This is a genomic window from Micromonospora sp. CA-248212 (assembly GCF_050948405.1).
Taxonomy (GTDB): domain Bacteria; phylum Actinomycetota; class Actinomycetes; order Mycobacteriales; family Micromonosporaceae; genus Micromonospora.
In genome coordinates this window covers 6447713-6472550 of record NZ_CP192023.1, presented here as the reverse complement: position 1 = coordinate 6472550, position 24838 = coordinate 6447713, and the positions used below count along the sequence as shown (strand labels likewise).

18 protein-coding genes and 1 riboswitch are annotated in these 24838 nt (G+C 71.8%); of the genes, 11 read left to right on the top strand and 7 right to left on the bottom strand.

Going from position 1 to position 24838, the window contains the following annotated elements; translation table 11 throughout:
- The first annotated feature begins 26 nt into the window (after window positions 1–26).
- Window positions 27–1706, top strand: coding sequence for an ABC-F family ATP-binding cassette domain-containing protein (locus ACQP03_RS30375; protein WP_357126484.1), 1680 nt, complete (start codon window positions 27–29; stop codon window positions 1704–1706).
- An 86-nt stretch (window positions 1707–1792) separates the two neighbouring features.
- Window positions 1793–2737: an aldo/keto reductase gene (locus ACQP03_RS30370; protein ID WP_433461231.1), complete on the top strand. Its 945-nt coding sequence runs from the start codon at window positions 1793–1795 to the stop codon at window positions 2735–2737.
- A gap of 182 nt (window positions 2738–2919) precedes the next feature.
- Here ACQP03_RS30370 and ACQP03_RS30365 read toward each other — a convergent pair whose 3' ends face one another.
- Both ACQP03_RS30365 and ACQP03_RS30360 read right to left on the bottom strand, forming a co-directional pair.
- Complete coding sequence (locus ACQP03_RS30365) at window positions 2920–3459, bottom strand: hypothetical protein (protein WP_357126481.1); 540 nt, start codon at window positions 3457–3459, stop codon at window positions 2920–2922.
- 69 nt (window positions 3460–3528) lie between these two features.
- Window positions 3529–9372, bottom strand: a complete 5844-nt coding sequence (locus tag ACQP03_RS30360; RefSeq protein WP_396832841.1) for a ThuA domain-containing protein — start codon at window positions 9370–9372, stop codon at window positions 3529–3531.
- A gap of 290 nt (window positions 9373–9662) precedes the next feature.
- Window positions 9663–9772, top strand: a riboswitch (TPP riboswitch).
- Between ACQP03_RS30360 and thiE the strand changes: the two genes are divergently transcribed.
- From thiE to thiC, 7 genes are all read left to right on the top strand, one after another.
- Window positions 9767–10390: a thiamine phosphate synthase gene (gene thiE / locus ACQP03_RS30355; protein WP_363660505.1), complete on the top strand. Its 624-nt coding sequence runs from the start codon at window positions 9767–9769 to the stop codon at window positions 10388–10390. Its footprint overlaps the riboswitch before it by 6 nt.
- Window positions 10387–11481 carry a glycine oxidase ThiO gene (gene thiO, locus ACQP03_RS30350; RefSeq protein WP_363660504.1) on the top strand — a complete coding sequence of 365 codons (1095 nt, stop codon included), beginning with the start codon at window positions 10387–10389 and terminating at the stop codon, window positions 11479–11481. Before thiE ends, thiO begins: the two co-directional genes overlap by 4 nt.
- Entirely contained in the window at window positions 11481–11681 is a 201-nt protein-coding gene (gene thiS / locus ACQP03_RS30345; RefSeq protein ID WP_357126469.1) for a sulfur carrier protein ThiS, read from the top strand. The genes thiO and thiS overlap by 1 nt, the downstream gene beginning before the upstream one ends.
- The gene (locus tag ACQP03_RS30340) at window positions 11678–12457 is read left to right on the top strand and encodes a thiazole synthase (protein WP_433459303.1); all 780 of its coding nucleotides are present in this window, start codon (window positions 11678–11680) and stop codon (window positions 12455–12457) included. The genes thiS and ACQP03_RS30340 overlap by 4 nt, the downstream gene beginning before the upstream one ends.
- Entirely contained in the window at window positions 12454–13203 is a 750-nt protein-coding gene (locus ACQP03_RS30335; RefSeq protein WP_433459301.1) for a thiamine phosphate synthase, read from the top strand. Before ACQP03_RS30340 ends, ACQP03_RS30335 begins: the two co-directional genes overlap by 4 nt.
- Window positions 13200–13985: a bifunctional hydroxymethylpyrimidine kinase/phosphomethylpyrimidine kinase gene (gene thiD, locus ACQP03_RS30330; protein WP_357126460.1), complete on the top strand. Its 786-nt coding sequence runs from the start codon at window positions 13200–13202 to the stop codon at window positions 13983–13985. The genes ACQP03_RS30335 and thiD overlap by 4 nt, the downstream gene beginning before the upstream one ends.
- 17 nt (window positions 13986–14002) lie before the next feature.
- Window positions 14003–15595, top strand: coding sequence for a phosphomethylpyrimidine synthase ThiC (gene thiC, locus ACQP03_RS30325; protein WP_357126457.1), 1593 nt, complete (start codon window positions 14003–14005; stop codon window positions 15593–15595).
- A gap of 91 nt (window positions 15596–15686) precedes the next feature.
- On the opposite strand, the gene ACQP03_RS30320 is transcribed toward thiC, so the two are convergent.
- The 4 genes from ACQP03_RS30320 to ACQP03_RS30305 all read right to left on the bottom strand — a co-directional run bounded on the left by ACQP03_RS30320 (window position 15687) and on the right by ACQP03_RS30305 (window position 20867).
- Window positions 15687–18746: a hypothetical protein gene (locus ACQP03_RS30320; protein WP_433459298.1), complete on the bottom strand. Its 3060-nt coding sequence runs from the start codon at window positions 18744–18746 to the stop codon at window positions 15687–15689.
- Window positions 18747–18823: 77 nt separating this feature from the next.
- Entirely contained in the window at window positions 18824–19132 is a 309-nt protein-coding gene (locus ACQP03_RS30315; protein WP_355050737.1) for a cupin, read from the bottom strand.
- Window positions 19129–20079, bottom strand: a complete 951-nt coding sequence (locus ACQP03_RS30310) for an LLM class F420-dependent oxidoreductase (RefSeq protein WP_433121876.1) — start codon at window positions 20077–20079, stop codon at window positions 19129–19131. Before ACQP03_RS30310 ends, ACQP03_RS30315 begins: the two co-directional genes overlap by 4 nt.
- A gap of 2 nt (window positions 20080–20081) precedes the next feature.
- A complete protein-coding gene (locus tag ACQP03_RS30305; protein WP_357126451.1) occupies window positions 20082–20867 on the bottom strand; it encodes an ABC transporter ATP-binding protein in 786 nt (261 codons plus the stop codon).
- Between the two features lie 269 nt (window positions 20868–21136).
- On the opposite strand from ACQP03_RS30305, the gene ACQP03_RS30300 reads away from it, so the two are divergent.
- The gene (locus tag ACQP03_RS30300; RefSeq protein WP_355050735.1) at window positions 21137–22168 is read left to right on the top strand and encodes an ABC transporter substrate-binding protein; all 1032 of its coding nucleotides are present in this window, start codon (window positions 21137–21139) and stop codon (window positions 22166–22168) included.
- A 128-nt stretch (window positions 22169–22296) separates the two neighbouring features.
- A complete protein-coding gene (locus ACQP03_RS30295) occupies window positions 22297–23157 on the top strand; it encodes an ABC transporter permease (protein WP_357174385.1) in 861 nt (286 codons plus the stop codon).
- Window positions 23158–23292: 135 nt separating this feature from the next.
- Here the strand turns inward: ACQP03_RS30295 and ACQP03_RS30290 are convergent, their stop codons facing one another.
- A complete protein-coding gene (locus tag ACQP03_RS30290; protein WP_357126444.1) occupies window positions 23293–24474 on the bottom strand; it encodes an ABC transporter substrate-binding protein in 1182 nt (393 codons plus the stop codon).
- Window positions 24475–24838: the final 364 nt, after the last annotated feature.

Below are 24838 nucleotides of genomic sequence, written 5' to 3'. Positions count from 1 at the left end.
GGTCCCGGTTGGGGCAGGATCCCGGCGTGGGATACGTGGACGTGGCAGCGGTCGGGCACACCCTGCCCGACGGTCGGGAACTCTTCGCCGACGTGTCGTTCCGAGTCGGTGAGGGCGCCAAGGTCGCCCTGGTCGGGCCGAACGGCGCCGGCAAGACGACACTGCTGAGGATGGTCGCCGGTGACCTTCCGGTACGCGCGGGCAGCATCGCGCGGGCCGGCGGGCTGGGCGTGATGAGGCAGTTCATCGGCATGATCGGCGACGAGACGACGCTCGCCGACCTGGCCCTGTCGCTGGCCCCGCCGGCACTTCGCGACGCCGGCCGCCGGCTCGGCGAGACCGAGGCGGCCATGCGGGCGGCCGAGACCCACGGCAAGTTCAGCAACGCCGCGGGCAAGGCGCAGTTGGCGTACGCGGACGCGCTCGGCGCCTGGGGCGAGACCGGCGGGTACGACGCCGAGGTGCTCTTCGACACCGTCGCCACCATCGTGCTCGACCAGCCGTGGGACGCCGTACGGGACCGACCGGTACGGACGCTCTCGGGCGGGCAGCAGAAGCGGTTCGCCCTGGAGTTGCTGCTGCGCGGCCCGGACGAGGTGCTGCTACTCGACGAGCCGGACAACTTCCTCGACGTGCCCGGCAAGCGCTGGCTGGAGGGGCGGCTGCGGGAGTCGACGAAGTCGGTGCTCTACGTCTCGCACGACCGTGAGCTGTTGGCGCAGAGCGCCGACCGGGTGGTCGCCGTCGAGGGCGGCAGCGCCTGGGTGCACCCGGGTGGTTTCGCCAGTTGGCACGAGGCCCGGGTGGCCCGGCACGCCCGCCTCGACGAGCTGCGTCGACGCTGGGACGAGGAGCACCAGAAGCTGCGCGAGCTGATGCTGATGTACAAGCAGAAGGCCGCGTACAACGACGGGTTGGCCTCGCGGTACCAGGCCGCGCAGACCCGGCTGCGCAAGTTCGAGGAGGCCGGGCCTCCGCCCGTACCCCCCAAGGACCAGGACATCCGGATGCGGCTGACCGGCGGGCGGACCGGCAAGCGCGCGGTCGTCTGCGACCAGCTTGAGCTGGACGGCCTGACCTTCCCCTTCGACCTGGAGATCTGGTACGGCGACCGGTTGGCGGTCCTCGGCGCCAACGGCACCGGCAAGTCGCACTTCCTGCGTCTGCTGGCGCGCGGCGGCACCGATCCCGACCCGGCGAACGGGCCGGTCGACGGCGCGGGCGCGCTCGCGCCGGTGGTGCACGACGGCGTGGCCCGGCTCGGCGCGCGGGTCCGCCCCGGGCACTTCTCCCAGACGCACGACCGACCGGAGCTGATGGGAAGGACGCTTGTCGAGATCCTGTGGCGGGGCGACGAGCACCGCCAGGGGATGGACCGGCACGCGGCGATGGGGGTGCTCAGTCGGTACGAGCTGGCCGGGCAGGGTGATCAGCGCTTCGGCACCCTCTCCGGAGGGCAGCAGGCCCGCTTCCTGGTGCTCCTGCTGGAGCTGTCCGGGGCGACCCTGTTACTGCTCGACGAACCCACCGACAACCTCGACCTGGCCAGCGCGGAAGCCCTGGAGGCCGGCCTGAACGCCTTCGAGGGAACGGTGATCGCGGTCACCCACGACCGCTGGTTCACCCGCTCCTTCGACCGTTTCGTACTGTTCCGCGGCGACAACGAGGTGGTGGAAACCCCCGAGCCGGTCTGGGACGTCGGCTGACGCGAAAGGAAGGGCCCCTTATTAGACACCAGGCGTTAGTAAGGGGCCCTTCCTTCACGGGGCATAGGGTGGAACTCGTGACTGAGATGACCTATCGCCGGCTGGGCGACTCCGGGCTCGTGGTGTCCGTCGTCGGAATCGGCTGCAACAACTTCGGCCGCAAGCTGGACCTCGACGGCACGCGAGCGGTGGTGGACGCCGCCCTGGACGCCGGGATCAACCTGTTCGACACCGCCGACATCTACGGCGAGCCGCAGGGTGGCTCGGAGGAGCTGCTCGGGCAGGCGCTCAAGGGCCGCCGCGACGACGTGGTGGTGGCCACCAAGTTCGGTATGGACATGAACGGCCTGAACGGTCCGGACTTCGGGGCCCGTGGCGCGCGCCGGTACATCGCCCGCGCGGTCGAGGCGTCGCTGCGCCGGCTCGGCACCGACCACATCGACCTGTACCAGATGCACGAGCCCGACCCGGGTACGCCGATCGACGAGACCCTCGCCGCGCTGGACGACCTGGTCCGTGACGGCAAGGTGCGCTACCTGGGCAACTCCAACTTCGCCGGCTGGCAGATCGCCGACGCGGACTGGGTCGCGTCGTCCAACGGCCGGGCCCGCTTCATCAGCGCGCAGAACCACTACAGCCTGCTGGAGCGCTCGGTCCAGGCCGAGGTGATCCCGGCGTGTGAGCGGTTCGGCCTCGGCATGCTGCCGTTCTTCCCGCTCGCCAACGGTCTGCTCACCGGCAAGTACAAGCGCAGCGAGCAGCCTCCGGCCGGCAGTCGGCTCTCCGGCGGCGGCCGGTACGCCGACCGGCTCGCGGCGGCCGACTGGGACACCATCGAGGCCATCGAGGCGTACGCGAACGAGCGGGGTCTTAGCATGCTCCAGGTGGCGATCGGTGGCCTGGCCGCCCAGCCCGCGGTGACCTCGGTGATCGCCGGTGCCACCAGCGCCGAGCAGGTGCACGCCAATGCCGCCGCCGGCACCTGGGAGCCCACCGACGAGGACCTGACGGCCCTGCGCGACATCCTCTGAGCGCGGGCGCCGCGTGCCGCGTCGTGATCCACTCGCGTTCCTTGAATGCGGGGTGACCTGCGGTCGGGGATGCCCCGACTTCAAGGAACACGAGTCGATCACCAGCCGGCCGGACGGAACCGGGCCGGGCCGCTCGTCGCGGCCCGGCCCGGTCGTCGGAGTGGCGCTGGAGCGCCGACAGGTCAGTCGTTCGGCGTGGCGGAGCGGCGGCGGCCGAACAGCATGGCCACCCCCATCGCGGCGGCGATGAGCACCAGCCCGGCCGCCGCGAACGGCCACCAGCCGGCAGCCGCCCCGCGTCCGTCGGCCCGGTCCGCGGTCACCGCGACCGGCGTGGGCACCGGCGGAGACTGTGCCGCCTTCGCCTGCACCGTCGCGGTGGCCTTGCTCTGCAGCGGAGCGGGGGAGTTCACCGTCACCTTCCACGTGCCGGTGGAGAGCACCGGGCCGCTGCTGTAGAAGCCCTGCCCCTCGGGCTGCGGTTCCAGCTGCACCGGGCCGACCTTCTGCCCGTCCGGGCCGGTGGCGGTGAGCACCAGTCGTACCACCCGGTCCAGCCGACGACCGTCGGCGTAGGTGGCCTGGATGGTGACGCCCTCGGCTCCGTCGCCGGCCACCGTCAGCTTGAGTTTGTCGGCCTGCGCGGCCGCCGGGGTCGCGGCGAGCAGGGTCAGAGCCAGTCCGGCGAACACGGCGGCCAGCACCTTGCGGATACGCGTCACGGACGTCTCCTCCCTAATGAGGGAGGCCCCTCCCCGACGCCGGAGCGTGGGGGAGGGGCCTCGATCGGATCAGAGCTGGCGACCGGGTGCCAGCCGGGTGGCGTCGCCACCGAGCCGTCCCGTGCCCTTGACCGGCTCGCCGTCATTGGCCTTGACGCCGGCCTTGCTGGCCGTACCGCCGAGCCGCACGATCATCGCGTCGGCGTCCCGGGTGAGGGTGTCCCGGATCTCGGCCTCGGCCACCAGGGTGGCGTCGGTGGCGAGGTCCCGGAACTGGGTCAGCTGCTTGATCGCCTTGCTGTCGTTGCCGGCCGCCTCGGCCTGGCGGGCCGCGTCGAGCTTGGCGGTCAACTGCTTGTGCGCCTTGGCCGACAACCGCCCCGTCGCCTTGAACCGGTCCAGCAGGAACTGCATGTCCCGGAACGAGGTGGTGACGAAGAACCGGACGTTCGAGGTCGTCTTGTTGCCGGCCTTGTCGGTCGCGGTGACGGTCAGCTCGTGCAGGCCGAGCGACAGCTCGTACATGGCCTGCAGGGTGCCGCTGGCGTACGTGTTGCCGTCGAGCTGGCCGACCACGGACGCGATGCCCGAGGTCGGGTCCACGGCCTGCCAGGACACGCGGACGTCCTGGCTGTCGCCGTAGAGCTGGCCGTCGGCGATGCCGGAGACCAGCAGCGTCGGCTTGGTGCCGTCGATCTTCAGGATCGCCGACTTGAGCGTCTCGACGTTGCCCGCCTTGTCGGTGGAGCGGTACAGCAGCTCGTGCTGCCCGTCACCGGTCACCTCGACCGGCTCCGTGTACGGCGTCCACGCGCCACCGTCCAGCGACCACTCGACCGTCTTGACCCCGGAACCGGCGTCGGTCGCGGCGAGCACCACCGGGATGGTCCCGTTGTGCCAGCCCGCGTCGTTCGCCGGAGCGAACGTCGCCGTGGTGACCGGAGCGGTGGCGTCGATCTTGACCGCGACGGTCTTCGTCGACTCCACGTTGCCGGCCTTGTCGGTCGAGCGGAACCGCAGCTCGTGCTCGCCGTCACCGCTGATCGCCACCGGCGCGGTGTACGCCGTCCACGCGGTGGCCCCGTCGAGCTGGTACTCCGTGCTGGCGAGCCCGCTGCCGCCGGCCTCGTCGGCGGCGGTCAGGGTGACCGTCACCGGGCCGGTGTACCAGCCGTCGGTGGGGGTGCCGGACACCGCCGCGGTGGTGACCGGCGCCTTGTCGTCGGCCACCTTCGTGCTCAACCGGAAGTAGTCGAACGCGGCCGTCTTCGACGCCGTCTGGTTGGCGCCGAGGGTGAACAGACCCACCTTCGGGGTGGCGCCCACCGCGCTGTTGGTCAGTGCCTCCAGCGTGGTCCAGGTCGTCCCGTCGGCCGAGTACGACGCGGTGAAGGTGTCGCCCACCCGGGCCAGGCGCAGGTACCACACCGCCGAGGTGAGGCTCGTCGCCTCCGGCTGCGGGCTCTGCACCGTCCCGGCGATCTCGCTGCGGAACTCGATCCGCCGCGTCACCGCCGAGCCGGCCGTGTTGTCGGCGATGAAGTCGAACTTCAGGTAGTTGTCGTCGTCGGCCTGCACGAGCAGACCGGCCTGCTGGTACTGCTCGTTCAGCAGACTGCCGTCGACCTTGGTCTCCAGGGTCCAGTCGCCCGAGGGCGCGGTCTGGAGGATGAAGTTCTTCGGACCGGTGTTGTCGGTGCCGTAGATGTCACCGTTCGGCACGTCGATCCGCAGCGCGCCGTCGGTCACCCGGTAGCCGTTCGGGTCCTCCCGAACGATGGCGTCCCACCGGCACTTGTCCAGCGTGCTGCCGGTGAACTCGTCCGACGGCTCGACCGGGCCGGCCGGAGCGTCCGGCGTGACCACGAACGAGTCGAACGCGGCGTCCACCACCGGAGCCTCGGTGCCGCCGTTGAGGGCGAACACCCCGATCCGCGGGTTGGTGATGCCAGCCAGCGCGGCCGAGCGGCCGACCGTGGTGAACGTCTGCCCGTCGCCCGAGGTCGCCGCGGTCAGGTTCGTCCCGTCGCTGGTGATCCGCAGGTACACGGTGTCACCGGCCGGCGCGTTGGTGGCGTCGGCAGCGTCGTTGCGCGGCGTGGCCGCCGTCTCCCGGATGAACTCCACCCGACGGCTGCCGTTGTAGAGCAGGTCCACCTTGGCGTAGTTGTCGTCGTCGCCGTACACCAGCAGGCCGGCCTGCTGGTAGTTGGCCGTCACCGGGAGGGTGACCTTGGTGGTCATCTCCCAGGCGCCGGTCGGCGCCGGCTGGAGCACCAGGTTGGTGGCGTCGTTGCGGGCGCCGTAGAGGTCACCCACGGCGGTGGGCAGCTTCAGCGCGCCGCCGCTGAGGGAGTAGAGCTGGTTCTCCCGGACCACGGTGGTCCACCGGCTCTTGTCCAGCGTGTTGCCGTTGAAGTCGTCCGAACGCGCCCCGAGGCAGGACGTGTCCGGAGCGTTGACCCGCACCGGCACCGTGGCGTACGACTTGGCACCCTTGCTGTCGGTCACCGTGAGGGTGGCCGTGAAGGCGCCGACGCTGGTGTACGTGTGGCTGGCGTCCAGGGTGGACGCCGTACCGCCGTCACCGAAGTCCCAGGCGTACGTCAGCGGGGTGTCACCCTCGGCGTCGGTGGCCGTGCCGTCGAAGGCGACGGTGACCGGCGCGGTGCCCGTGGTCGGGGTCGCGGTGGCGGTGACCACCGGCGGCCCGTTCTCGGTGACGCCGCGACCGACGAAGTCCATCCAGTTGACGTTGAACAGCGAACCCGTTCCGCCGTTCGGGTCGCGGGCCACGAAGTACAGCCCGCCGCTCGCGGCACCGGTCACCGGCGCGCTCACGTCCGTGTACGTCTGCCACCCGCCGGTCGCCGGAACGGTGGCCGTGGCCACGACCGGTCCGTCGACCGCACCGGCGTGGACCTCGATCCGACCGCCAGCGGCGGCCGAGGCGGCCCGGAACCGGATCTCGGTGATGTTGGTGAGGTTCGCCGGAACGACCGACCACCAGTCGCCGTCCTCGATGAACGCGATGCTCTGACCGCCACCGGCGGTGTCGGTCGCGGCCTCGCGCTGCACGCCGGCGTCGCCGCCGCCCGTGCTCACCGGGGTACGCCCGGTGGCGGTGAAGTACTCGGCCTGCTTCTGCTTGGGCTGCAGGATCTCGATCTGCCGGCCGGTGAGCGCGCCGGAACCGCCCGCGCCACCCTTGTCGGTGTAGGTGGCCTCGAAGACCGCGAACACGTTCGCCTCGGCGCCGTGCCCGGAGGCGAGCGACGTCTGGACCGTGCCGGTGCAGCCGGTGTGCTGCTCCAGCGGGTGGGCGTGCTCGTCGTGACCGAGCAGCACCTGGAGGTTCACCTTGGTGCAGTCGATCTGCCCGTCCTCGGGGTCGGTCACCTTGACCGTGTAGCGGACCTGGTCACCCCAGTTGAAGAAGCCACCGTCCGGCGGGAACTCGATGGTTACCGTCGGCGCGGTGTTGCCCACGGTGACCGGTACGTTGGCCACCGCCGTGCGGCCCTTCGGGTTGGTCACGGTGAGCTGCGCCGTGTAGTTGCCCGCCGTGGCGTAGGTGTGCGTCGGGTTGGCCTCGGTGGAGGTCTGCCCGTCACCGAACGCCCAGGCGTAGGTGAGCGTTCCACCGTCCGGGTCCCGGGAGCCGGCGCTGGAGAACTCCACCGTCAACGGGGCCGGACCCGAGGTCGGGTTGGCGGCCGCCGCCGCGATCGGCGCACGGTCACCGGCGGTGTAGTCGATCCGGTAGACCCCGGAGTTGTCGTTGTTGCCGCCGAAGCCGCTGCCCCACTCGATCAGGTACAGCGCGCCGTCCGGACCGAACTCGAAGTCCATCGGCCGGATCATCGACATGCCGGGCAGCAACTGGTTGATGTCCACCAACGACTTGCCGTCGGCGGTCATCTGCATCGTGTACATCTTGTTCTGGTTCCACTCGCCCAGCAGCGCCTTGCCGTCGAAGTAGGCCGGCCACTTGCGGGTCGAGTTGAGGTTGGCGTCGTACCGGTAGGCCGGGCCGCCCATCGGGGCGCCACCGCCACCGATCTCCGGGTACCGCGCGTCACCGGCGTAGCCGTAGTCGACGGTGGCCGGGACGACCGGCGGGAGGTTGGTCAGGCCGGTGTTGTTGGGCGAGTTGTTGACCGGCGCGGCGCAGTCGAACTTCGGACCGCTCGGGCCGGACGGGAACGTGTAGTCGTTGTACGCCTCGTTCGTGCCCGTGCAGTACGGCCAGCCGTAGTTGCCGGGGGTCACGACGTTCCACTCGACCAGACCCCGCGGGCCCCGGTCCGGGTTGTTCGAGTTGGCGTCCGGCCCGTAGTCACCGACGTACAGCGTGTCGGTCTTCGGGTCGGTGCCGATCCGGAACGGGTTGCGGAAGCCCATCGCGTAGATCTCGGGACGGGTCTTCTCGGTGCCGGCCGGGAAGAGGTTGCCGGACGGGACGGTGTACGTCCCGTTGTCCTCCGGGTGGATCCGGAGCACCTTGCCGCGCAGGTCGTTCGTGTTGGCCGACGTGCGCTGCGAGTCGTAGTCCTGGCGACCCGGACGCTCGTCGAGCGGCGCGTACGCGTTCGACTCGAACGGGTTGGTGTTGTCACCGGTGGCCAGGTACAGGTTGCCGGCGCTGTCGAAGGTCATGCTGCCGCCCGCGTGGCAGCAGGTGTTGCGCTGGGTGTCGACCCGCAGCACCTGCTTCTCGCTCGCCAGGTCGATGGTGTCGCCGGTCACGGTGAACCGGGACAGCAGGTTGCGCGTGACGTTGTCGTTCGGGGCGTAGTAGAGATACACCCACTTGTTGGTGGCGAAGTCCGGGTCGAGCCGGATGCCGATCAGGCCGTCCTCGTTGCCGGTGAAGACGTCCAGGTCGACGGCGGTGACGGTGTTGCCGGTGTCCGGCTTGATGATCTGCACCCGACCGTCGCGCTCGATGTAGAAGACCCGCCCGTCGGGGGCGATGTCCAGCTCCATCGGGTTGCTGGTGTTGCTGTCCAGCGTGACCTTCTCGAAGTTGGAGGTCTTCGACGCGCCGCAGTCGGCGTCGACCACGCCGGCCGCCGTCTGGATGCCGCCGAGCAGGTGCTTGAGGAACTCGGGCTCGGCGTACGACTCACGGGTGTGCCCGCCGCCGGTGTACCAGGAGCGGCCACCGTCGAAGTCCTGGCACCACGCCGTCGGGTGGTCGGCGCCCATCGCGCCGGCGCCCGGGGTGTAGCTCTTCTCGTCCAGGCTGGCCAGGACGTGCACGTCCGACCGGGGGTTGGTCTGGAAGTTGTACCACTCGTCGAACCGGGACCAGCGTTCCGGCAGTCCGGCGGTGGACGGGTGGGCCGGGTCCTCCACCTTGACGGTGGCCTGCTGGTTCTGCGGGTGGTTGGCGAAGTACGCGCCGACCAGGTCGCCGTACCAGGCCCAGCTGTACTCGGTGTCCGAGGCGGCGTGGACGCCGACGTAACCGCCGCCGGCCTTCACGTACCGCTCGAAGGCCGCCTGCTGGTCGGCGTTGAGAACGTCACCGGTGGTGGAGAGCCAGATCACGGCCTTGTACTTGGCGAGGTTGGCGTCGCTGAACGCGGCACCGTCCTCGGTGGTGTCCACCGTGAAGCCGTTGGTGGCGCCGAGCTGCTGGATGGCGGCGATGCCGGTGGGGATGGCGTCGTGCCGGAAGCCGGCGGTCTTCGAGAAGATCAGGACGGAGTAGGGGTCGGCCGCTGCGGCCTTCGGCGCGTTCGGCGCCGCCTGGGAGAGCGGAGCCGCGACAGGCACGTCTCGCGCGGGGATCTGTGCTCCGGTCGGAGCCGCCTGCGCCGGGGACCCGATGAGGGCCGTCGACGTCAGGGCGAGGGACAACAGGGTAGCGGTGAGTGGTAAACGGGCACGACGAGAACGGGACACGCCGCCTCCAATGTCGCGGTGGACAGGGATCGCGGGGCCGGCTCGCCGAAGACCGTCCCAGATGGAGCCGGTGGGGACGCCGTGCCAGGGCGTCCACGCCGGCATTTTGTCGAATCGCTGAACAAATTAGTTCTGCTGCATCGATGTCCGGCAAGATGCCGGCGGGTAACGGTTCTGCAACGGCGGGCGACATTCCGAACAGGACAGGAGAAAGCACCCCGATCGATACGCCGCCTCGGGTCGATGACCCACCCTTGGCAGCGGAGGCCGAACTGTCGTACGGTGACACGCAAGTAACCCACGGGAGCCCGGTGTACCGGGCTGAGAGGGGGGCTGACAGCCCCCGACCGTCGAACCTGATCCGGGTAATGCCGGCGCAGGGAGGAGCGTTGCCGTGCCGTCCCTTGGACGACTGCATCTGATCACCGACACCCGACCCGGGCGCGATCCCCTCACCGTGGTCCGGGCCGCCCTCGCGGCGGCCCGCGCCGACCTCGTCGTGCAGGTCCGGGTCCAGGACTCCGCCACCGACCGCGAGGCGTACGACCTGGCCGCCCGGGTGCTCGCGCTGTGCGCGCCGTACGGGGCGACGTGCCTGGTCAACGACCGACTGCACGTGGCGCTGGCGGTCGACGCCGCCGGTGGACACGTCGGCGCCGACGACCTGCCGGTCGCCGCGGCCCGGCACGTGCTCGGCCCCACCGGCGTGCTGGGCGTCACCGCCCGCGAGCCGCGCGGCGCGGTCGAGGCGGTCGTCGCCGGGGCCACCTACCTCGGCGTCGGCCCGTGCCACGCCACCAGCACCAAGGCCGGCCTGCCCGACCCCATCGGGGCCGTCGGGGTACGCGACGTCGTCGACGCCGTCGACGTGCCGGTCATCGCGATCGGGGGAGTGACCGCCGACCGGGTGCCGGCGCTGCGCGCCGCCGGGGCGTACGGGGTGGCCGTGGTCGGGGCGGTCTCCTCGGCCGCCGATCCGGGACGGGCTACCACCGACCTGCTGCGGGCGCTGGCGTGACCCGCGCCGACGTGGCGGTGGTGGGCGCGGGCCCGATCGGGCTGGCGATCGCGTGGCGCTGTGCCACCCGTGGTCTGCGCGTCGAGGTGTACGACCCGACGCCCGGGTCGGGGGCGTCGGCCGTCGCCGCCGGGATGCTCTCCCCGGTCGCCGAGGCGTACTTCGGGGAACGGCGACTGACCGAGCTGCTGGTGGCCTCCGCCGCGCGTTGGCCCGCGTTCGCCGCCGAACTGACCGACGCCAGCGACGCCACGATCGGCTACCGGACCGAGGGCACCCTGATGGTCGGGCTGACCGGCGACGACCTGGCCGAGGCCCGCCGGCTGTGGGCGTACCAACAGGGTCTGGATCTGCCGGTGACGGCGCTGCGCCCCACTGAGCTGCGCGACCGCGAGCCGGCGCTCGCGCCCCGGGTTCGCGGCGGCGCGTTCGCGCCCACCGACCACCAGGTCGATCCCCGGCGGCTGGTGCCGGCGCTGCGCACGGCCGCGCGGCGGGCCGGCGCGGCGTTCGTGCCGCGGCCGGTCCGGCGATTGTCCGAGGTGGAGGCCGGAGTCACGGTGGTCGCGGCCGGTTGCGGCGCCGCCGCCCTCACCGGCCTGCCGGTTCGGCCGGTGAAGGGCCAGATCCTCCGGCTGCGCGCGCCCGGCGGCGTCGCGCCGGGCTTCCGGCACGTGATCCGGGGGTACGCCGACGGCGAGCACGTCTACCTGGTGCCCCGCGCCGACGGCGAGGTGGTGCTCGGCGCGACGGTCGAGGAGCGGTCGGACACCACCGTCACCGCCGGCGCGGTGCAGCGGCTGCTGCGCGCCGGGGTCGACCTGCTGCCCGAACTGACCGAGTACGACCTGGTGGAGGCCGTCGCCGGGCTGCGGCCCGGCACCCCGGACAACGCGCCGATCCTCGGGCCGCTGCCCGGCCGGCCGGACGTGCTGGCCGCCACCGGGCACCACCGGCACGGCATCGTCCTGACCCCGGTCACCGCCGAGGCGATCACCGAACTGGTGCTCACCGGAACGCCCGACCCGCTGCTCACCGGCTTCGGCGCCGACCGGTTCGCCGGCCCGAGAAGCAGTTTCGAGGAGGAGTGATGGAGCTGACGGTGAACGGAGCCGGGCGCAGCGTCCCCGGCGGTGTGTCGGTGGCCGACCTGGTCCAAGACGTCGCGCCGCACCAGCGTGGCGTCGCGGTCGCGGTCAACGGCGAGGTGGTGCCCCGGGCCGGCTGGCCGGCCACGGAGCTGCGCGACGGCGACCAGGTCGAGGTGCTCACCGCCGCGCAGGGCGGGTGAGCGGCGTGCCGTTCGAACTGGGTGGGGAGAGGTTCGGCTCGCGGTTGATCCTCGGCACCGGCGGGGCCGCGAACCTGCACGTGCTGGAGCAGGCGATCCGGGCGTCCGGCACGGAACTCGTCACGCTGGCACTGCGCCGGGTGGACACCGCCCCGGGCACCGGAGGCGGGCTGCTGGACCTGCTGGACCGGTGCGGCGTACGGCTGCTGCCGAACACCGCCGGCTGCCACACCGCGACCGAGGCGGTGAAGGTGGCCCGGCTGGCGCGCGACGCGTTCGATACCGACTGGGTGAAGCTGGAGGTGATCGGCGACGAGCGGACGCTGCTGCCCGACGGGGTGGAGCTGCTCCGCGCCGCCGAGGAACTCGTCGCCGACGGTTTCACGGTGCTGCCGTACACCAGCGACGACCCGGTGCTCGCCCGCCGCCTCGCCGACGTGGGCTGCGCCGCGGTGATGCCCGCCGGGGCGCCGATCGGCTCGGGACTCGGCATCGGCAACCCGCACCACATCCGGCTGATCCGGCAGAGCGTGGACGTGCCGGTGATCCTCGACGCCGGCATCGGCACCGCCTCCGACGCGGCGCTCGCCATGGAGCTGGGCTGCGACGCCGTCCTGCTGGCCAGCGCGGTCACCCGGGCCGCCGACCCGGTGGCGATGGCGACGGCGATGCGGTACGCCGTCGCGGCCGGCCGCCTGGCGGCGGGCGCGGGCCGGATCGCCCGGCGCTTCCACGCCCTCGCGTCCACCCCCGACGAGGGAAGACCGAACCTGTGACGGGGTCGCCGCCGGCCGGGGTGGTCCTGTTGACCGATCGGCTGATCGCCAGGAGCGGTCTCGAACGGGTCGTGGCGGGGGCGGTCGCCGGGGGAGTGCGCTGGGTCGTGCTGCGGGAGAAGGACCTGCCCCGCGCCGAGCGCGCCGCCCTCGCCGTCGAGCTACGCGCGATCCTCGCCGACGCCGGCGGGACCCTCATCGTGGCCGGCCCCGACCCGCTGGGCGGCGACGTCGTCCACCTGCCGGCCGCCGGCCCGTACCCGCCGCCACGCCACGGTCTGGTCGGCCGCTCCTGCCACAACGAGACCGAACTGAACCGCCTCACCACCGAGCACTACGCCACCCTCTCCCCGATCTGGCCCACCACCACCAAACCCGGCTACGGCCCACCCCTACAAGCAACGGGCCTGCGAAAGCTGATCGAGGTCAGCCCGGTGCCCCTGTTGGCGCTGGGTGGCATCGAAACCCCGGAACAGGTAACCGCCTGCGTGCAGGCAGGAGCCGCCGGAGTGGCAGTACTCGGCGCACTCATGCGCGCAAGAAACCCCGAAGAGGCAGCGGCAAACCTGACCAGCGCCTTCGAAGAGGCGGTCACCCAGAAGGTCCTAAAAGGCCGGCACGGGCGCACGGAGGTCCCCCGGTCAGGGCTGCGGCCGACCGTGCCCACGCAGGGATCAAGCCTGACCGCCCGGAGTGGGCACGGTCGGCCGCAGCCCCAAACCGCGACCACGAAGGAAAGCCAGTGACCCCGAAAACCACGCTAACCATCGCCGGCTCCGACTCCGGCGGTGGCGCGGGCATCCAGGCGGACCTCAAGGTCTTCGCGGCGCTCGGCGCGTACGGCACGAGTGTCCTCACGGCGGTCACCGCGCAGAACACCCGGGGGGTCGACGCCGTCCTGCCGTTGCCACCGCGCACGGTCGCGGAGCAGTTGGACAGCGTGCTCGCTGACTTCACCGTGGGCGCGGTCAAGACGGGGATGCTCGGCACCCCGGCCGTCGCCGACGTGGTGGCTCAGGCGGCCCGGGACGGTCGGTTGCCCCAGCTCGTCGTCGATCCGGTGCTGGTCGCGACGAGCGGTCACCGGCTGGGCGTGGTGGGCGCGGTGGAGCGGCTGCTTCCGTACGCCCGGGTGGCGACGCCGAACTGCGCGGAGGCCGCGGCCATCACCGGACGCGGCGTGGACGACGTGGCGGGGATGGTCGTGGCCGCCGAGGCGCTTGCGGCCGGCGGCCCGGAGTACGTGGTGGTCACCGGCGGCGACGTCGCTGGGGACGAGGCGGTCGACGTGCTGTGCGGCGCTGGCGTCACCACTCTGCTGCGCGGTCCCCGGGTGGACACCCGACACACCCATGGCACCGGCTGTTCGTTCTCGGCGGCCGTCGCCGTGCGGCTGGCGCTGGGGGATCCGGTGCCGGCGGCGGTGCAGGTCGCCAAGGAGTACGTGTTCCGCGCGCTGACCGGCGGGCGGGGCTGGGAGCTGGGCACGGGGCGCGGGCCGCTGGATCACTTCGGCTGGTCCGCCTGATCACCAGGGAGGTTGTCATGCAGGCACGAGGCAAGGTGTACGTCGAGGGGTCGCGGCCGGATGTGCGGGTGCCGTTCGCGGAGGTGACGCTGACCGGTGACCATCCGCCGGTACGGCTTTACGACACGTCCGGCCCGGGGTCGGACCCGGCGGTGGGGTTGCCGGCGCTGCGTGGTCCGTGGATCGCCGAGCGCGGTGACGTGGCCCCGGTGCGGGGCGCGGGCACGCCGCTGGCCGGCGCGGAGGGTCGTCGGCCCACGCAGTTCGCGTACGCGCGGGCGGGTGTGGTGACGCCGGAGATGGAGTTCGTGGCGATCCGGGAGAACGTCGACCCGGAGCTGGTCCGGACCGAGATCGCCGCCGGTCGGGCGGTGCTGCCGCTGAACGTGAACCACCCGGAGTGCGAGCCGGCGATCATCGGTAAGGCGTTCCTGGTCAAGGTGAACGCCAACATCGGCACGTCGGCGGTCAGCTCGTCGGTGGCCGAGGAGGTGGAGAAGCTGACCTGGGCGACCCGGTGGGGCGCGGACACCGTGATGGACCTGTCCACGGGCAAGCGGATCCACGAGACCCGTGAGGCGATCGTGCGCAACTCCCCGGTGCCGATCGGGACGGTGCCGATCTATCAGGCGTTGGAGAAGGTCGGCGGCGACCCGGTGAAGTTGAGCTGGGAGGTGTTCGCCGAGACCGTCATCGAGCAGGCCGAGCAGGGCGTGGACTACATGACGGTGCACGCCGGGGTGCTGCTGCCGTACGTGCCGCTGGCCGTGGACCGGGTGACCGGGATCGTCTCCCGGGGCGGCTCGATCATGGCGGCCTGGTGCCTGGCGCACCACGAGGAGAACTTCCTGTACACCAACTTCGCGGAGCTGTGCGCGATCCTCGCGCGCTACGACGTGACGTTCTCGCTCGGTGACGGGCTGCGGCCCGGTTCGATCGCGGACGCCAACGACGAGGCGCAGTTCGCCGAGCTGCGCACCCTCGGTGAGCTGACGAAGGTCGCCTGGGAGCACGACGTGCAGGTGATGATCGAGGGCCCGGGTCACGTGCCGATGCACAAGATCAAGGAGAACGTGGACCTCCAGCAGGAGTGGTGCCACGAGGCGCCCTTCTACACGCTCGGTCCACTGACCACCGACATCGCGCCCGCGTACGACCACATCACCTCGGCGATCGGCGCGGCGATGATCGGCATGTTCGGGACCGCCATGCTCTGCTACGTCACCCCGAAGGAGCACCTCGGCCTGCCGGACCGGGACGACGTGAAGGCCGGCGTGATCGCGTACAAGATCGCCGCCCATGCTGCCGACCTGGCCAAGGGGCACCCCGGCGCGCAGGCGTGGGACGACGCGCTGTCGAAGGCACGGTTCGAGTTCCGCTGGGAGGACCAGTTCAACCTCTCGCTGGACCCGGAGACCGCTCGGTCGTACCACGACGCGACGCTGCCGGCCGAGCCCGCGAAGACCGCCCACTTCTGCTCGATGTGCGGCCCGAAGTTCTGCTCCATGAAGATCACCCAGGAGCTGAAGGAGTACGCCGCCCGCGGCATGAAGGACAAGTCGGAGGAGTTCGTCTCCGGCGGCGGGAAGGTCTACCTGCCCCTGGCCTGACGGTTTGGCGCGGTCGACCCCGAGTTCCGGGAAGTCGGGGCGTCCTGGCCGGCAGGAAGGCCCGAATTCACGGAACCCGGGGTCGGTCGGTTCAGTCGCGGTGGTGGCGGCCGGTGGAGCGCAGCGAGCGACGGCCGCTCTCCTGCTCGGGCTCGTTGTCGGTGACCGGCTTGCTCAGGCCGGCGACCCAGTCGACGAACTCCTCGTCCTGCGAGGGCAGCGGCTCCGCCGCATCGGGCGCGGGCCGGCTCTCCTCGTCGGCCCGCACCCGGTTACGCCGGAACAGCCCGCCGAGCCGCCCTCGCCGGGAGGACCGCCCGTCGTCCGTGGACGTCCGCGCGGGGTCGTTCGCCGGCTCGGCCCTGCCGGCGGTGGTGGACGCGTCGCCCTGCTCCGGTACGACCGGAGTGATCGACGGCGGCACGATGGACCTCGCCAGGGCGGCCATCGCCCTGGCCTGGTCGGTCGTACCGGCGGGGGTCTGGACCGGCGTGCTGACAGCAGGTCCGGCGGTGCCGGCCTCGGCCGCGCTGGTGTTCTGGTCCGGCGTACCGGTGCTCTGATCCGATGCTCTGGTGCGGCGGGTGGTGTCGAAGGCGTCCCAGGTGGGCACCCGGCTCAGGTCGGGCAGGGGTGCCCGGTGCCGGAAGCGGGGCGTCCAGTCGGTCGACTCCTCGGCGCTCACGGGCGCATCCGCCGGTTCCGGGTCGGTCGACGTCGTGTTCCACGACGGGGTGGCCGACCAGGCCGGCGCTGCCGGCGTCCACCGGTCGGCCCCCGCGTCGCCCGCAGTCGGCTCGCCGAACAGCGAAGCGCCGGTGCCACCCTCCGCCGTCGCCGGTCCGGTGCGGCGGCCCGCCCCGGGCTCCGCGACCGGGATGGAGCCGTCGGCGGGCAGGACCGCACCCTCTTCGGCGGCCAGGGCGTCGGGTTCCGCTCCAGCGGTCCGTGCCGCTTCGCCGGGCTCGACGCCTTCACCCTCGGGGGAGGGGCGCGGCGCGTCCTGGCCGAGCGGCTGGTCGGCGCTTGTCACGTCGGCGCCCTTGCCGGCGCGGGCCGTCCGCTTGGCGCGTCCGCCGGTCGTCGCTTCGGTGCTCGTACCGGTGGGCGCCGCTCCGGCGGTTGCCGTCGCGTTGGTGTTCGTCCCGGTGGCCGCTGCCGTGCCGTCCTCGGCCGCGGTCGTCGAGGTGGCGGTCGTCGAGGTGGCGGCCGGTACGGACTTCGGCTTGCGTGAGCGACGCGGCTTGGGCGCGGACACGTCGGCGGCGCTGCCCGCGTCGGCGGCGCTGCCCGCGTCGGCGGCGCTGTCCGTGTCGGCGGCGCTGTCCGTGCTCGTGGTGCCGGCGACCTCCACGACCTGCGGACCCGTGCTCGGCCCAGCCACGTCCACGACCTGCGGGCCTGTGCTCGGCGTGCCGGCATCGGCCACGACCTGCGGATTCGTGCCCTGCGTGCTCGGGGTGCCGGAATTGGTCGCGACCGGCTCGCCGGTGTCGCCCGCGCTCGGCGTGCCCGCGCCGCCCCTGGCCCGCGTGCCTGCCCTACGGGCGACCGGAGTGACGGTGGCGCCCGCAAGCGGAGTGCTCGTGTCACCGGAGCCGTCCGTGCCGACCGGGGCTTCCATGTCGGGCGGCGCTTGCGTGGCGCTGATCGTCGTGCGGTCGCTGCCCGGCTTGTCCCAGCCGGTCGTCGCGCTGTCTGTCGCGCCGTCGCCGCCCGCGTCGGGCGTCGGGCTGACGGCTGCCGATGCGGGCGTGGTGGGCGTCGGGCTGACGGCTGCCGATGCGGGCGTGGTGGACGTCGCAGCGGTACGGGCCGGGTCGGCGGCACCGCCGGTCGCGTCCTCGTCGCGGCTCGACGGCTGCCGCCCGGCGGTGAACTCGCCGGTCGGGTCGGTCAGCCAGGAGGCGCGGGCCGGTGTGCGGTCGTGCCGTGCGCCGGTGGCGAACGGGTCCGGAGTCGCGGCGTCCGCTGCCGACCCGGCGGCGTCGGACCGCTGGCGGGGGCCGGCGGGTCGAGGGGTCTCGCCCGCGCGCGTCGCGTCGGCGGGGACCGGGCCGTGCTGGCCGCTCACCGTGGCAGACGGCCAGTCCCAGTGGGCGGGGACGGTGCGTACACCGGTGGTGTCGTCACCGGCACGCGGACCCGCAGCCGTCTCGACCAGCTGTCGGCCGGCGGGCCCGGGGTGGTCCTCGGCCTGGTCCGCCGGCGTCGCCTGGTCACCGCCCGGCAGCGTCGGGCCGGTGGGCAGCGGACGCAGGATGTCGGTGGGCGCGATCGCCTCGGAGTCGGCGGCGCGGACGCCGACGGGCCAGCGCAGCAGGGCGGCCGCCGCAGCCCCGAGGGCGCCGGCGAGGACGGCGATCAGCGCGCCGTAGTAGGGGGTCGTCTGGTAGCGGTCGACGGCGTCGCCGGGGCCGGCGGTCAGGTAGGCGAACGCCACCAGCACCGGACCCGCCACCCCGGTCGCCGCGCTGATCAGCGGTATCTGGCCGCGCCACCGGGCCAGTCCGGCGGTCGCCGCGCCCGCGAGCAACGCCACCAGGGGCAGCACGAGCAGCGCCAGGCGCTGCGCGGCCGCGTCGTTGAGCCAGTTCGGTTCGAGTACGCCGAGTCGGACCGTGGGCAGCGGGCCGGCCGTGCCGAGCGACGGCAGAACGGAGACCAGCGCCAGCAGCCAGATCGTCCCGGCAACGGCCGCCATGTTCCAGCCCAGCACCGGCCGGAGCAGTACGGCGATGGCCGCGCCCGCTCCGATGACCGCGCCGAGGATGGCGCAGATGCCGACCGCCCAGACCGGGTCCACCGAGATCAACTCGGCGGCTCGGGCGGGCTGCATACAGAGCGGGGCGACGGCGGTGGCGCCGAGCGCGGCAGCGCCAGCGATGGCGAGGTGCCGGCCGGTGCTGGCCGGCGGGGTGTCCCGGCGGGCCAGTCGTCCGGTCAGGACGGCGCCGGCCACGGCGGCGTTCGCGGCGAACCAGCCCACCCAGACGAGCTGGGCCGGCCACTGGTTTACCGTCGAGCCGGTGAAGGCGCCGGTGAGCCGGACGATGCCGAAGCCGTACGCGACGCCGAGTTGGCCGGCTCCGGCCAGCACACTCACCCCGAGCGCCGTGAGCAGCAGTCTGCCCCAGGTCCGATAGGCCATGTCGGGCACGTTACGCACCTGGTACACCCGATCGCCACCGGCGCGCCGCGCGGCGCGCCGGGGCACGCCGGGCGGGTCTACTTGAGTTCGACCAGTCGGGCCAGGTATGTCGTGTCCCCGACATTGGTGAGCATGTGTACCGCGCCGGGGTCGCGATAGACGACACCGCCGGTGGGCTCGTCGGCGTCGATCCGGGTCCCGTCGATCGTCTGCACGACGTTCTTCGCGCCCTGGATCGCCACCACCAGGTAGGGGTGGTCGTGCCGGTGCAGGGGCTGACGCTCACCCGGTTCGAGCCGGATGTGCCAGACCCGGACCCGGTCGTTCTCGTACACGACCTCCTGGCCCACGGGCCCGAGTTCGGTGCCGTCGATCACGTCGGTCATCGTCCACCGTCCAGTTGGGGAAGCACCTCGGCGGCGATCAGCTCGAGGTGGTCGAGGTCGTCGAGATCGGTGAGGCGCAGGTGCACCCGGCTCGCGCCGATCTCGGCGAACTCGCCGATCCGCTGCACCAGCTGTGCCGGCGAGCCGACCACCGGGTCCTCCGGCGGCAGCGCGCTCTTCTCGTGCAGGGGCGCGGCCCGTCGGGCGGCCTCCGCGTCGGTACGCCCGATGGCCACCACGATGCCGGCGGAGAGCACCAGCGGCGCTCGCCCGGTCTCGGCCCGACCGGTACGGTCGCACGCCTCCCGAACGCGGTCGTACGCCCCGGCGGTCTCGGCCACGGACTTGAACGGCATGTTGAACTCGTCGGCGTACCGGGCGGCCAGCTCGGGGGTCCGCTTGGGGCCGCGTCCGCCCACGATGATCGGCGGGCCGGGCACCTGCGCCGGCTTGGGCAGCGCGGGCGCGTCCACCAGCCGGTAGTGGTCACCGGTGAAGCTGTACGTCTCGCCCACCGGGGTGGACCACAGCCCGGTGATCACCTCAAGCTGCTCGGCCAGCCGGTCGAAGCGTTCGCCGACGGCCGGGAACGGGATGCCGTACGACGTGTGCTCCCGCTGGTACCAGCCGGCGCCGATGCCGAGGTCGACCCGGCCGCCGCTCATCTGGTCGACCTGCGCGACCAGCACGGCGAGGGGGCCGGGCAGGCGGAAGGTGGCCGACGTCACCAGGGTGCCGAGCCGGATCCGTTCGGTCTCCCGGGCCAGCGCGGCGAGGGTCAGCCAGGCGTCCGTCGGGCCGGGCAGGCCCGGGTCGTCGCCCATCGACTGGTAGTGGTCGGCCCGCAGAAATCCCTCGAAGCCACCGGCCTCGGCCAGTCGGGCGAACCGGAGCTGGGTGTCGTAGTCGGCACCCCGGTGCGGCTCGGTGAACACCGACACCCGCATGGTCATCGTCCCTCCGCGCCGGCCGTGGCCGGCTGGTCGCGTTCCATCAACAGTTCGTGCAGGTCGGCGCTGACCCGGGCGACGTCGGCGAGGTGGGCGTTGCGGCCCAGGGTGCGTGGACGGGGAATGGCCACCTCGACCACCTTGCGGATCCGGCCGGGCCGGGGGCTCAGCACGATCACCCGGTCGGCGAGCAGCACCGCCTCGTCGATCGAGTGGGTGACGAAGACGATGGTGGGCTTGTTCTCCATGTGCACGCGCTGGAGTTCGCCGGACAGCTCCTCGCGGGTGAGCGCGTCGAGCGCGGAGAACGGCTCGTCCATCAGCATCACCCGGGGTTCGCCGATCAGCGACCGGCACAGCGACACCCGCTGCTGCATGCCGCCGGAGAGTTCGTGCGGCAGCCGCTTCTCGAACCCGGCCAGGCCGGCCACGTCGAGCAGTTGCCGGGCCCGTTCGCGGTGCTTGGCGCGACTCCAGCCGAAGATCTCCACCGGCAGCAGGACGTTGTCCAGCACGCTGCGCCAGGGCAGCAGCGCCGGCTTCTGGAACAGCATGGCGATGTCGCGGCGGGGTCGGGTAATCGGCGTACCGGCCACAGTGATCTCGCCGGAGGTCAGCGGGAGCAGCCCGGCGATCAGCCGCAGCAGGGTGGACTTGCCGCAGCCCGAGCGCCCGAGGACGGCGACGAACTCGCCCTCGGCGACGTCGAGGTCGATGCCGCGTAGGGCTTCGACCTGGCCGGACCGGCCCTCGAAGGTACGCGACACCCCGGACAGTCGGATCATCTGCGGCGGACCTCCGCTGAGTGGACGGTCAGGAATCCGACAAAGGCTAGCCGCCCTGTTGACATGTCGCACCGTCCGGGGTCGTCGTCAGGTTGTTTCCGATCCGCAACCCGGTACGCCTGGCGTCGCAACTGTGGGTTTCTCGTACGCTGTGCCCGCGAAGAGTCCCCTCACGATGGCGGTGCCCGGCTTGCCCCTCCCGCCGGTACCGCCGCGACAACCCCCTCCGGTGGCCTGCGGCCCCGGTCGGAAAGGACATGGTGCTACTGATGAGAAGGCTGACCCGTACGGTCGCTACGGCCGCGCTGGCCACTGCCCTCGCCCTCGTCTCCGCCTGCAGCAGCGGGTCGGACTCGTCCGACGACGCCAAGGGTGGCAAAGACGGAGCACTGGAGAAGGTGACCTACCTCACCTCCTTCGGCAACTTCGGCCGTGACTCCTACGCCTGGGTGGCGAAGGACAAGGGCTTCTTCAAGGAGGCCGGCTTCGACGTCGAGATCAAGGCCGGCCAGGGCACCGGCGGCGTGATCCAGACGGTCGTCGGCGGTCAGGCGGACTTCGGGCCGATCGACCTCACCGGTGGTCTGCTCCAGCTCGGCAACGGTCAGGCGAAGGACTTCACCGCCGTGGCCGCGATCCAGCAGCGCACGATGGCGGGCATCGCCACCGTCGAGGGCAAGAACATCAACTCGCCCAAGGACCTGGAGGGCAAGAAGCTCGCCGACACCCCCGGCTCCGTGGTGCGCAACCTGTTCCCGACGTACGCCCGGCTCGCCGGTGTGGACGCCAGCAAGGTGACCTGGGTCAACGGTGAGGCGCAGGCGCTGATCGGCACGCTGGCCTCCGGCTCGGTGGACGGCATCGGCCAGTTCGTCGTCGGTCAGCCGACGATCGAGGCGGTGTCCAAGAAGAAGGCCGTCATGCTGCCGTACAGCAACGTGATGCAGGACCTCTACGGCAACGTGCTGATCACCTCCAGCAAGATCGCCAAGGAGAAGCCCGAGATGGTGAAGCGGTTCACCGCAGCGCTGCTCAAGGGCCTCGAGTACAGCCTGGCGAACTCCAAGGAGGCCGGCGAGATCCTGAAGAAGAACGTCGACGCCGCCAACCCGGTGGCCGCCGCCGCCGAGCTGGACCTGATGGCCGCGTACGTGCGCTCCGGCAACTCCGGCACCGCGATCGGCACGCTGGACAGCGGCCGGGTGGCGAAGAGCATCGCGATCCTGCAGGGCGCGGGCGCGCTCAAGCAGAACATCACCCCCGAGCAGATCATCGACTTCAGCCTCGCGCCGAAGGCCTGATCGTCCGGTCGTCACCAGGGGGTACGTTCCACCGGTCTCCGGTGGGGCGTACCCCCGTCGCTTGTCGGCCCTCGGGGCCGGCGAATCCTGTCGGCCCTTGCGGGCCGGCGAACAACGAGGAGGACAAGATGACCGACGTCCGCTCAGCCGAGCCGGTGGTGACGGGGCCCGCACCCTCGGGCGCCGGCCGCCAGGCGCGTCGGGCGGGTCGGGGCGCCGGCCTGCGGGCGGGGACCGGGGCGGCGCTGCTGCCCGCGGCCGGTCTCGTGGTCGCCCTGGCCGTGTGGTGGCTGGTCGCCCGGCTGGAGCTGGTCCACCCGGCCGCCCTGCCGCCGCCGGGGGACGTGCTCAGCGCGTTCGTCGACAAGCCCGCCCAGATGCTGGAGCACACCTGGGCCACCCTGCTGGAGATCCTGATCGGGTTCGTCCTGTCGGCCGCCGCCGGTGTCCTGATCGGACTCTCCCTGGCCAGCTCCCACACGGTCGAGCGGATGTTCACGCCGCTGCTGGTCGCGGTGAACGCCGTGCCGAAGATCACCCTGGGCCCGCTGCTGGTGGTGGCGCTGGGCTGGGGGCAGAAGCCGATCCTGACCATGGTGTTCCTGCTCTGCTTCTTCCCCATCGTGCTGTCCACCGCGACGGGGTTGACCACCACGCCGGCCGACCTGGCCGAGCTGGTCCGGTCCTGGAACGCCTCCCGTTGGCAGGCGTTCCGCAAGGTGCGGTTCCCGGCGGCGCTGCCGCAGATCTTCGTCGGGCTCAAGGTGGCCATGCCGCTGGCGGCCATCGGCGCGGTGATCGGCGAGTTCCAGGCCGGGGAGAAGGGCCTGGGCTACGTGATCACCCAGTACGCGGGCGTCGGCGACACCGCCACCGCCTGGGCGGCGATCATGCTGGTGGCGCTGGTCAGCATCCTGCTCTACTCCGCGCTGGTGCTCGTCGAGCGGATCGCGCTGCCCTGGGTACGAGAGACCACCAGCAGCCGCTGACCCGGTGAGGCGGGAGGCCAGGGTAGATCTTGGGCAGCCCGGCACGGTCGTCTACCAGTCACAACTTCGGTGATACTGCTGCTTCCCGAGTGGCGGAGGCAGCAGTATCACCGAAGTTGCGTGGATCTTGGCGGGTTACCCCGCGAGCCGCCAGCGCCCGTTGCGCGCGACGAGCGTGGTGAGCGCCTGCGGCATGAGCCCCGAGTGGTTGTCGGGCGTCATGCGGATCGGGCCGGAGAGGCCGTCGATCTGGGACGTCTCCAACACGTCCCGGATGCCGTCCCGGTCGACCTTCCCCGCCGGGCCGCCGGCCCGCAGTTCGGCGTCGGCGATCAGCTGGATCGCGTCGGCGGCGAAGGAGGACGAGCCGTTGTAGCCGCCGAAGCGGGCCGTGTAGTCCTGGAACCACTGCCGCCGGGCCGCCTTCGCCGGCGTGGTGGCGATCACGTCGTCGATGACCATGGTCTGGGTGAAGACCATCGTGGCCTTCTCGGTGGCCCGGGCCGCCGCGCCGAGGAAGAGGTCGCCGGCCGCTCCCGCGTCGAAGAAGAGCGACCCGCGGAACGCGGCCTGCTGGGCGCTGGTCGCGGCGAGCGCGGCCTGCTCCGGCGGGGTCCAGACGACCAGCGCGTCGGGCTTGAGCTTGACGAGCTTGCCGATCTGCTGGCCGACCTCGGTGTCGGTGGTCTTCACCGATTCCTCGCCGGCCACCTTGATGGTGGTCTTGCCCAGTTCGCGGCGCAGCGCGAGGACGCCCTCGCGGCCGTAGTCGTCGTTACTGGCGAGCAGGGCGACCTTGCGGACGTTCTTGCGACGCAGTTCGGTGGTGAGCGCCGAGGCGCTGTCGGCCGCGTTCGGGCCCAGCTTGAACACGTAGCGCCGGTCGGCGACCGGGCTCGAGATCGCCCCGGAAGCGGCCAGCGCAATGGTGGGAATCCGCTTCTCGTTGATGACGCCGACCGCGCCGACCGCGCATTCGCTACAACCGCCCATGACGATCGCGCTGACCCGGGAATCGCTGCTGAAGTCCGCGATGTTGCGCAGTGACTCGGCAGCGTCGGAACGGTTGTCCTTGATCCTAAGGTCGATCTTCCGGCCGTTCAGTGCTCCGGAGGAGTTCAACTGGTCTCTCTTGAGTTCCAGCGCGCGCTGGTATGCCCGGCCCATTGGTGCCGCGGCACCGGAGAGCTCGAGGTCGGCGGCGATCACGATCGGACTCGTGTCCTGCTCCGCTTCGCCGAACTGGCAGCCGGTGAGCGTGGTGGCCACGAGGGCCGATGCGAGCGCCGCGATGGTCGCGGAGCGGATGGGGCTCAACTCAGTCCTCCAGGTGCGGGCGCGGGCGCTGCCCGGTCACCGCCGCTAATCCGTCCTCAGTGGAGGACGGGATCTCCTCTGCCGTACGGTGTGTGCGCGAAGCCTGCAAAACCTTGCCAATGGCCGGCGCTGTGGTCAAGCGCGGACCCCGGTTGCATTTTCGGGACGGTCATCCCACATGCTGGGGTAACGCAATGTTTGCAAAACCTCACTTTGCATACACGCGTGACCACTCTGGAGTTACATGCCCTGATCAGGGGCTTGCGGAAATGAAGGTATCAGTTGACCGGATCAAGGGTTCCGCGCCGTCCGACCGTTTCCTACCTCACTGCGGCTTCCCAAACACGATCTTCTCTGATGAAAT

Excerpts from the sequence above, each read along its gene's own strand:
- ACQP03_RS30370 (WP_433461231.1), top strand. The coding sequence starts at position 1,793 with ATGACCTATCGCCGGCTGGGCGACTCCGGGCTCGTGGTGTCCGTCGTC.
- thiS (WP_357126469.1), top strand. The coding sequence starts at position 11,481 with ATGGAGCTGACGGTGAACGGAGCCGGGCGCAGCGTCCCCGGCGGTGTG.
- thiC (WP_357126457.1), top strand. The coding sequence starts at position 14,003 with ATGCAGGCACGAGGCAAGGTGTACGTCGAGGGGTCGCGGCCGGATGTG.
- ACQP03_RS30320 (WP_433459298.1), bottom strand. The coding sequence starts at position 18,746 with ATGGCCTATCGGACCTGGGGCAGACTGCTGCTCACGGCGCTCGGGGTG.
- ACQP03_RS30315 (WP_355050737.1), bottom strand. The coding sequence starts at position 19,132 with ATGACCGACGTGATCGACGGCACCGAACTCGGGCCCGTGGGCCAGGAG.
- ACQP03_RS30310 (WP_433121876.1), bottom strand. The coding sequence starts at position 20,079 with ATGCGGGTGTCGGTGTTCACCGAGCCGCACCGGGGTGCCGACTACGAC.
- ACQP03_RS30305 (WP_357126451.1), bottom strand. The coding sequence starts at position 20,867 with ATGATCCGACTGTCCGGGGTGTCGCGTACCTTCGAGGGCCGGTCCGGC.
- ACQP03_RS30300 (WP_355050735.1), top strand. The coding sequence starts at position 21,137 with ATGAGAAGGCTGACCCGTACGGTCGCTACGGCCGCGCTGGCCACTGCC.
- ACQP03_RS30295 (WP_357174385.1), top strand. The coding sequence starts at position 22,297 with ATGACCGACGTCCGCTCAGCCGAGCCGGTGGTGACGGGGCCCGCACCC.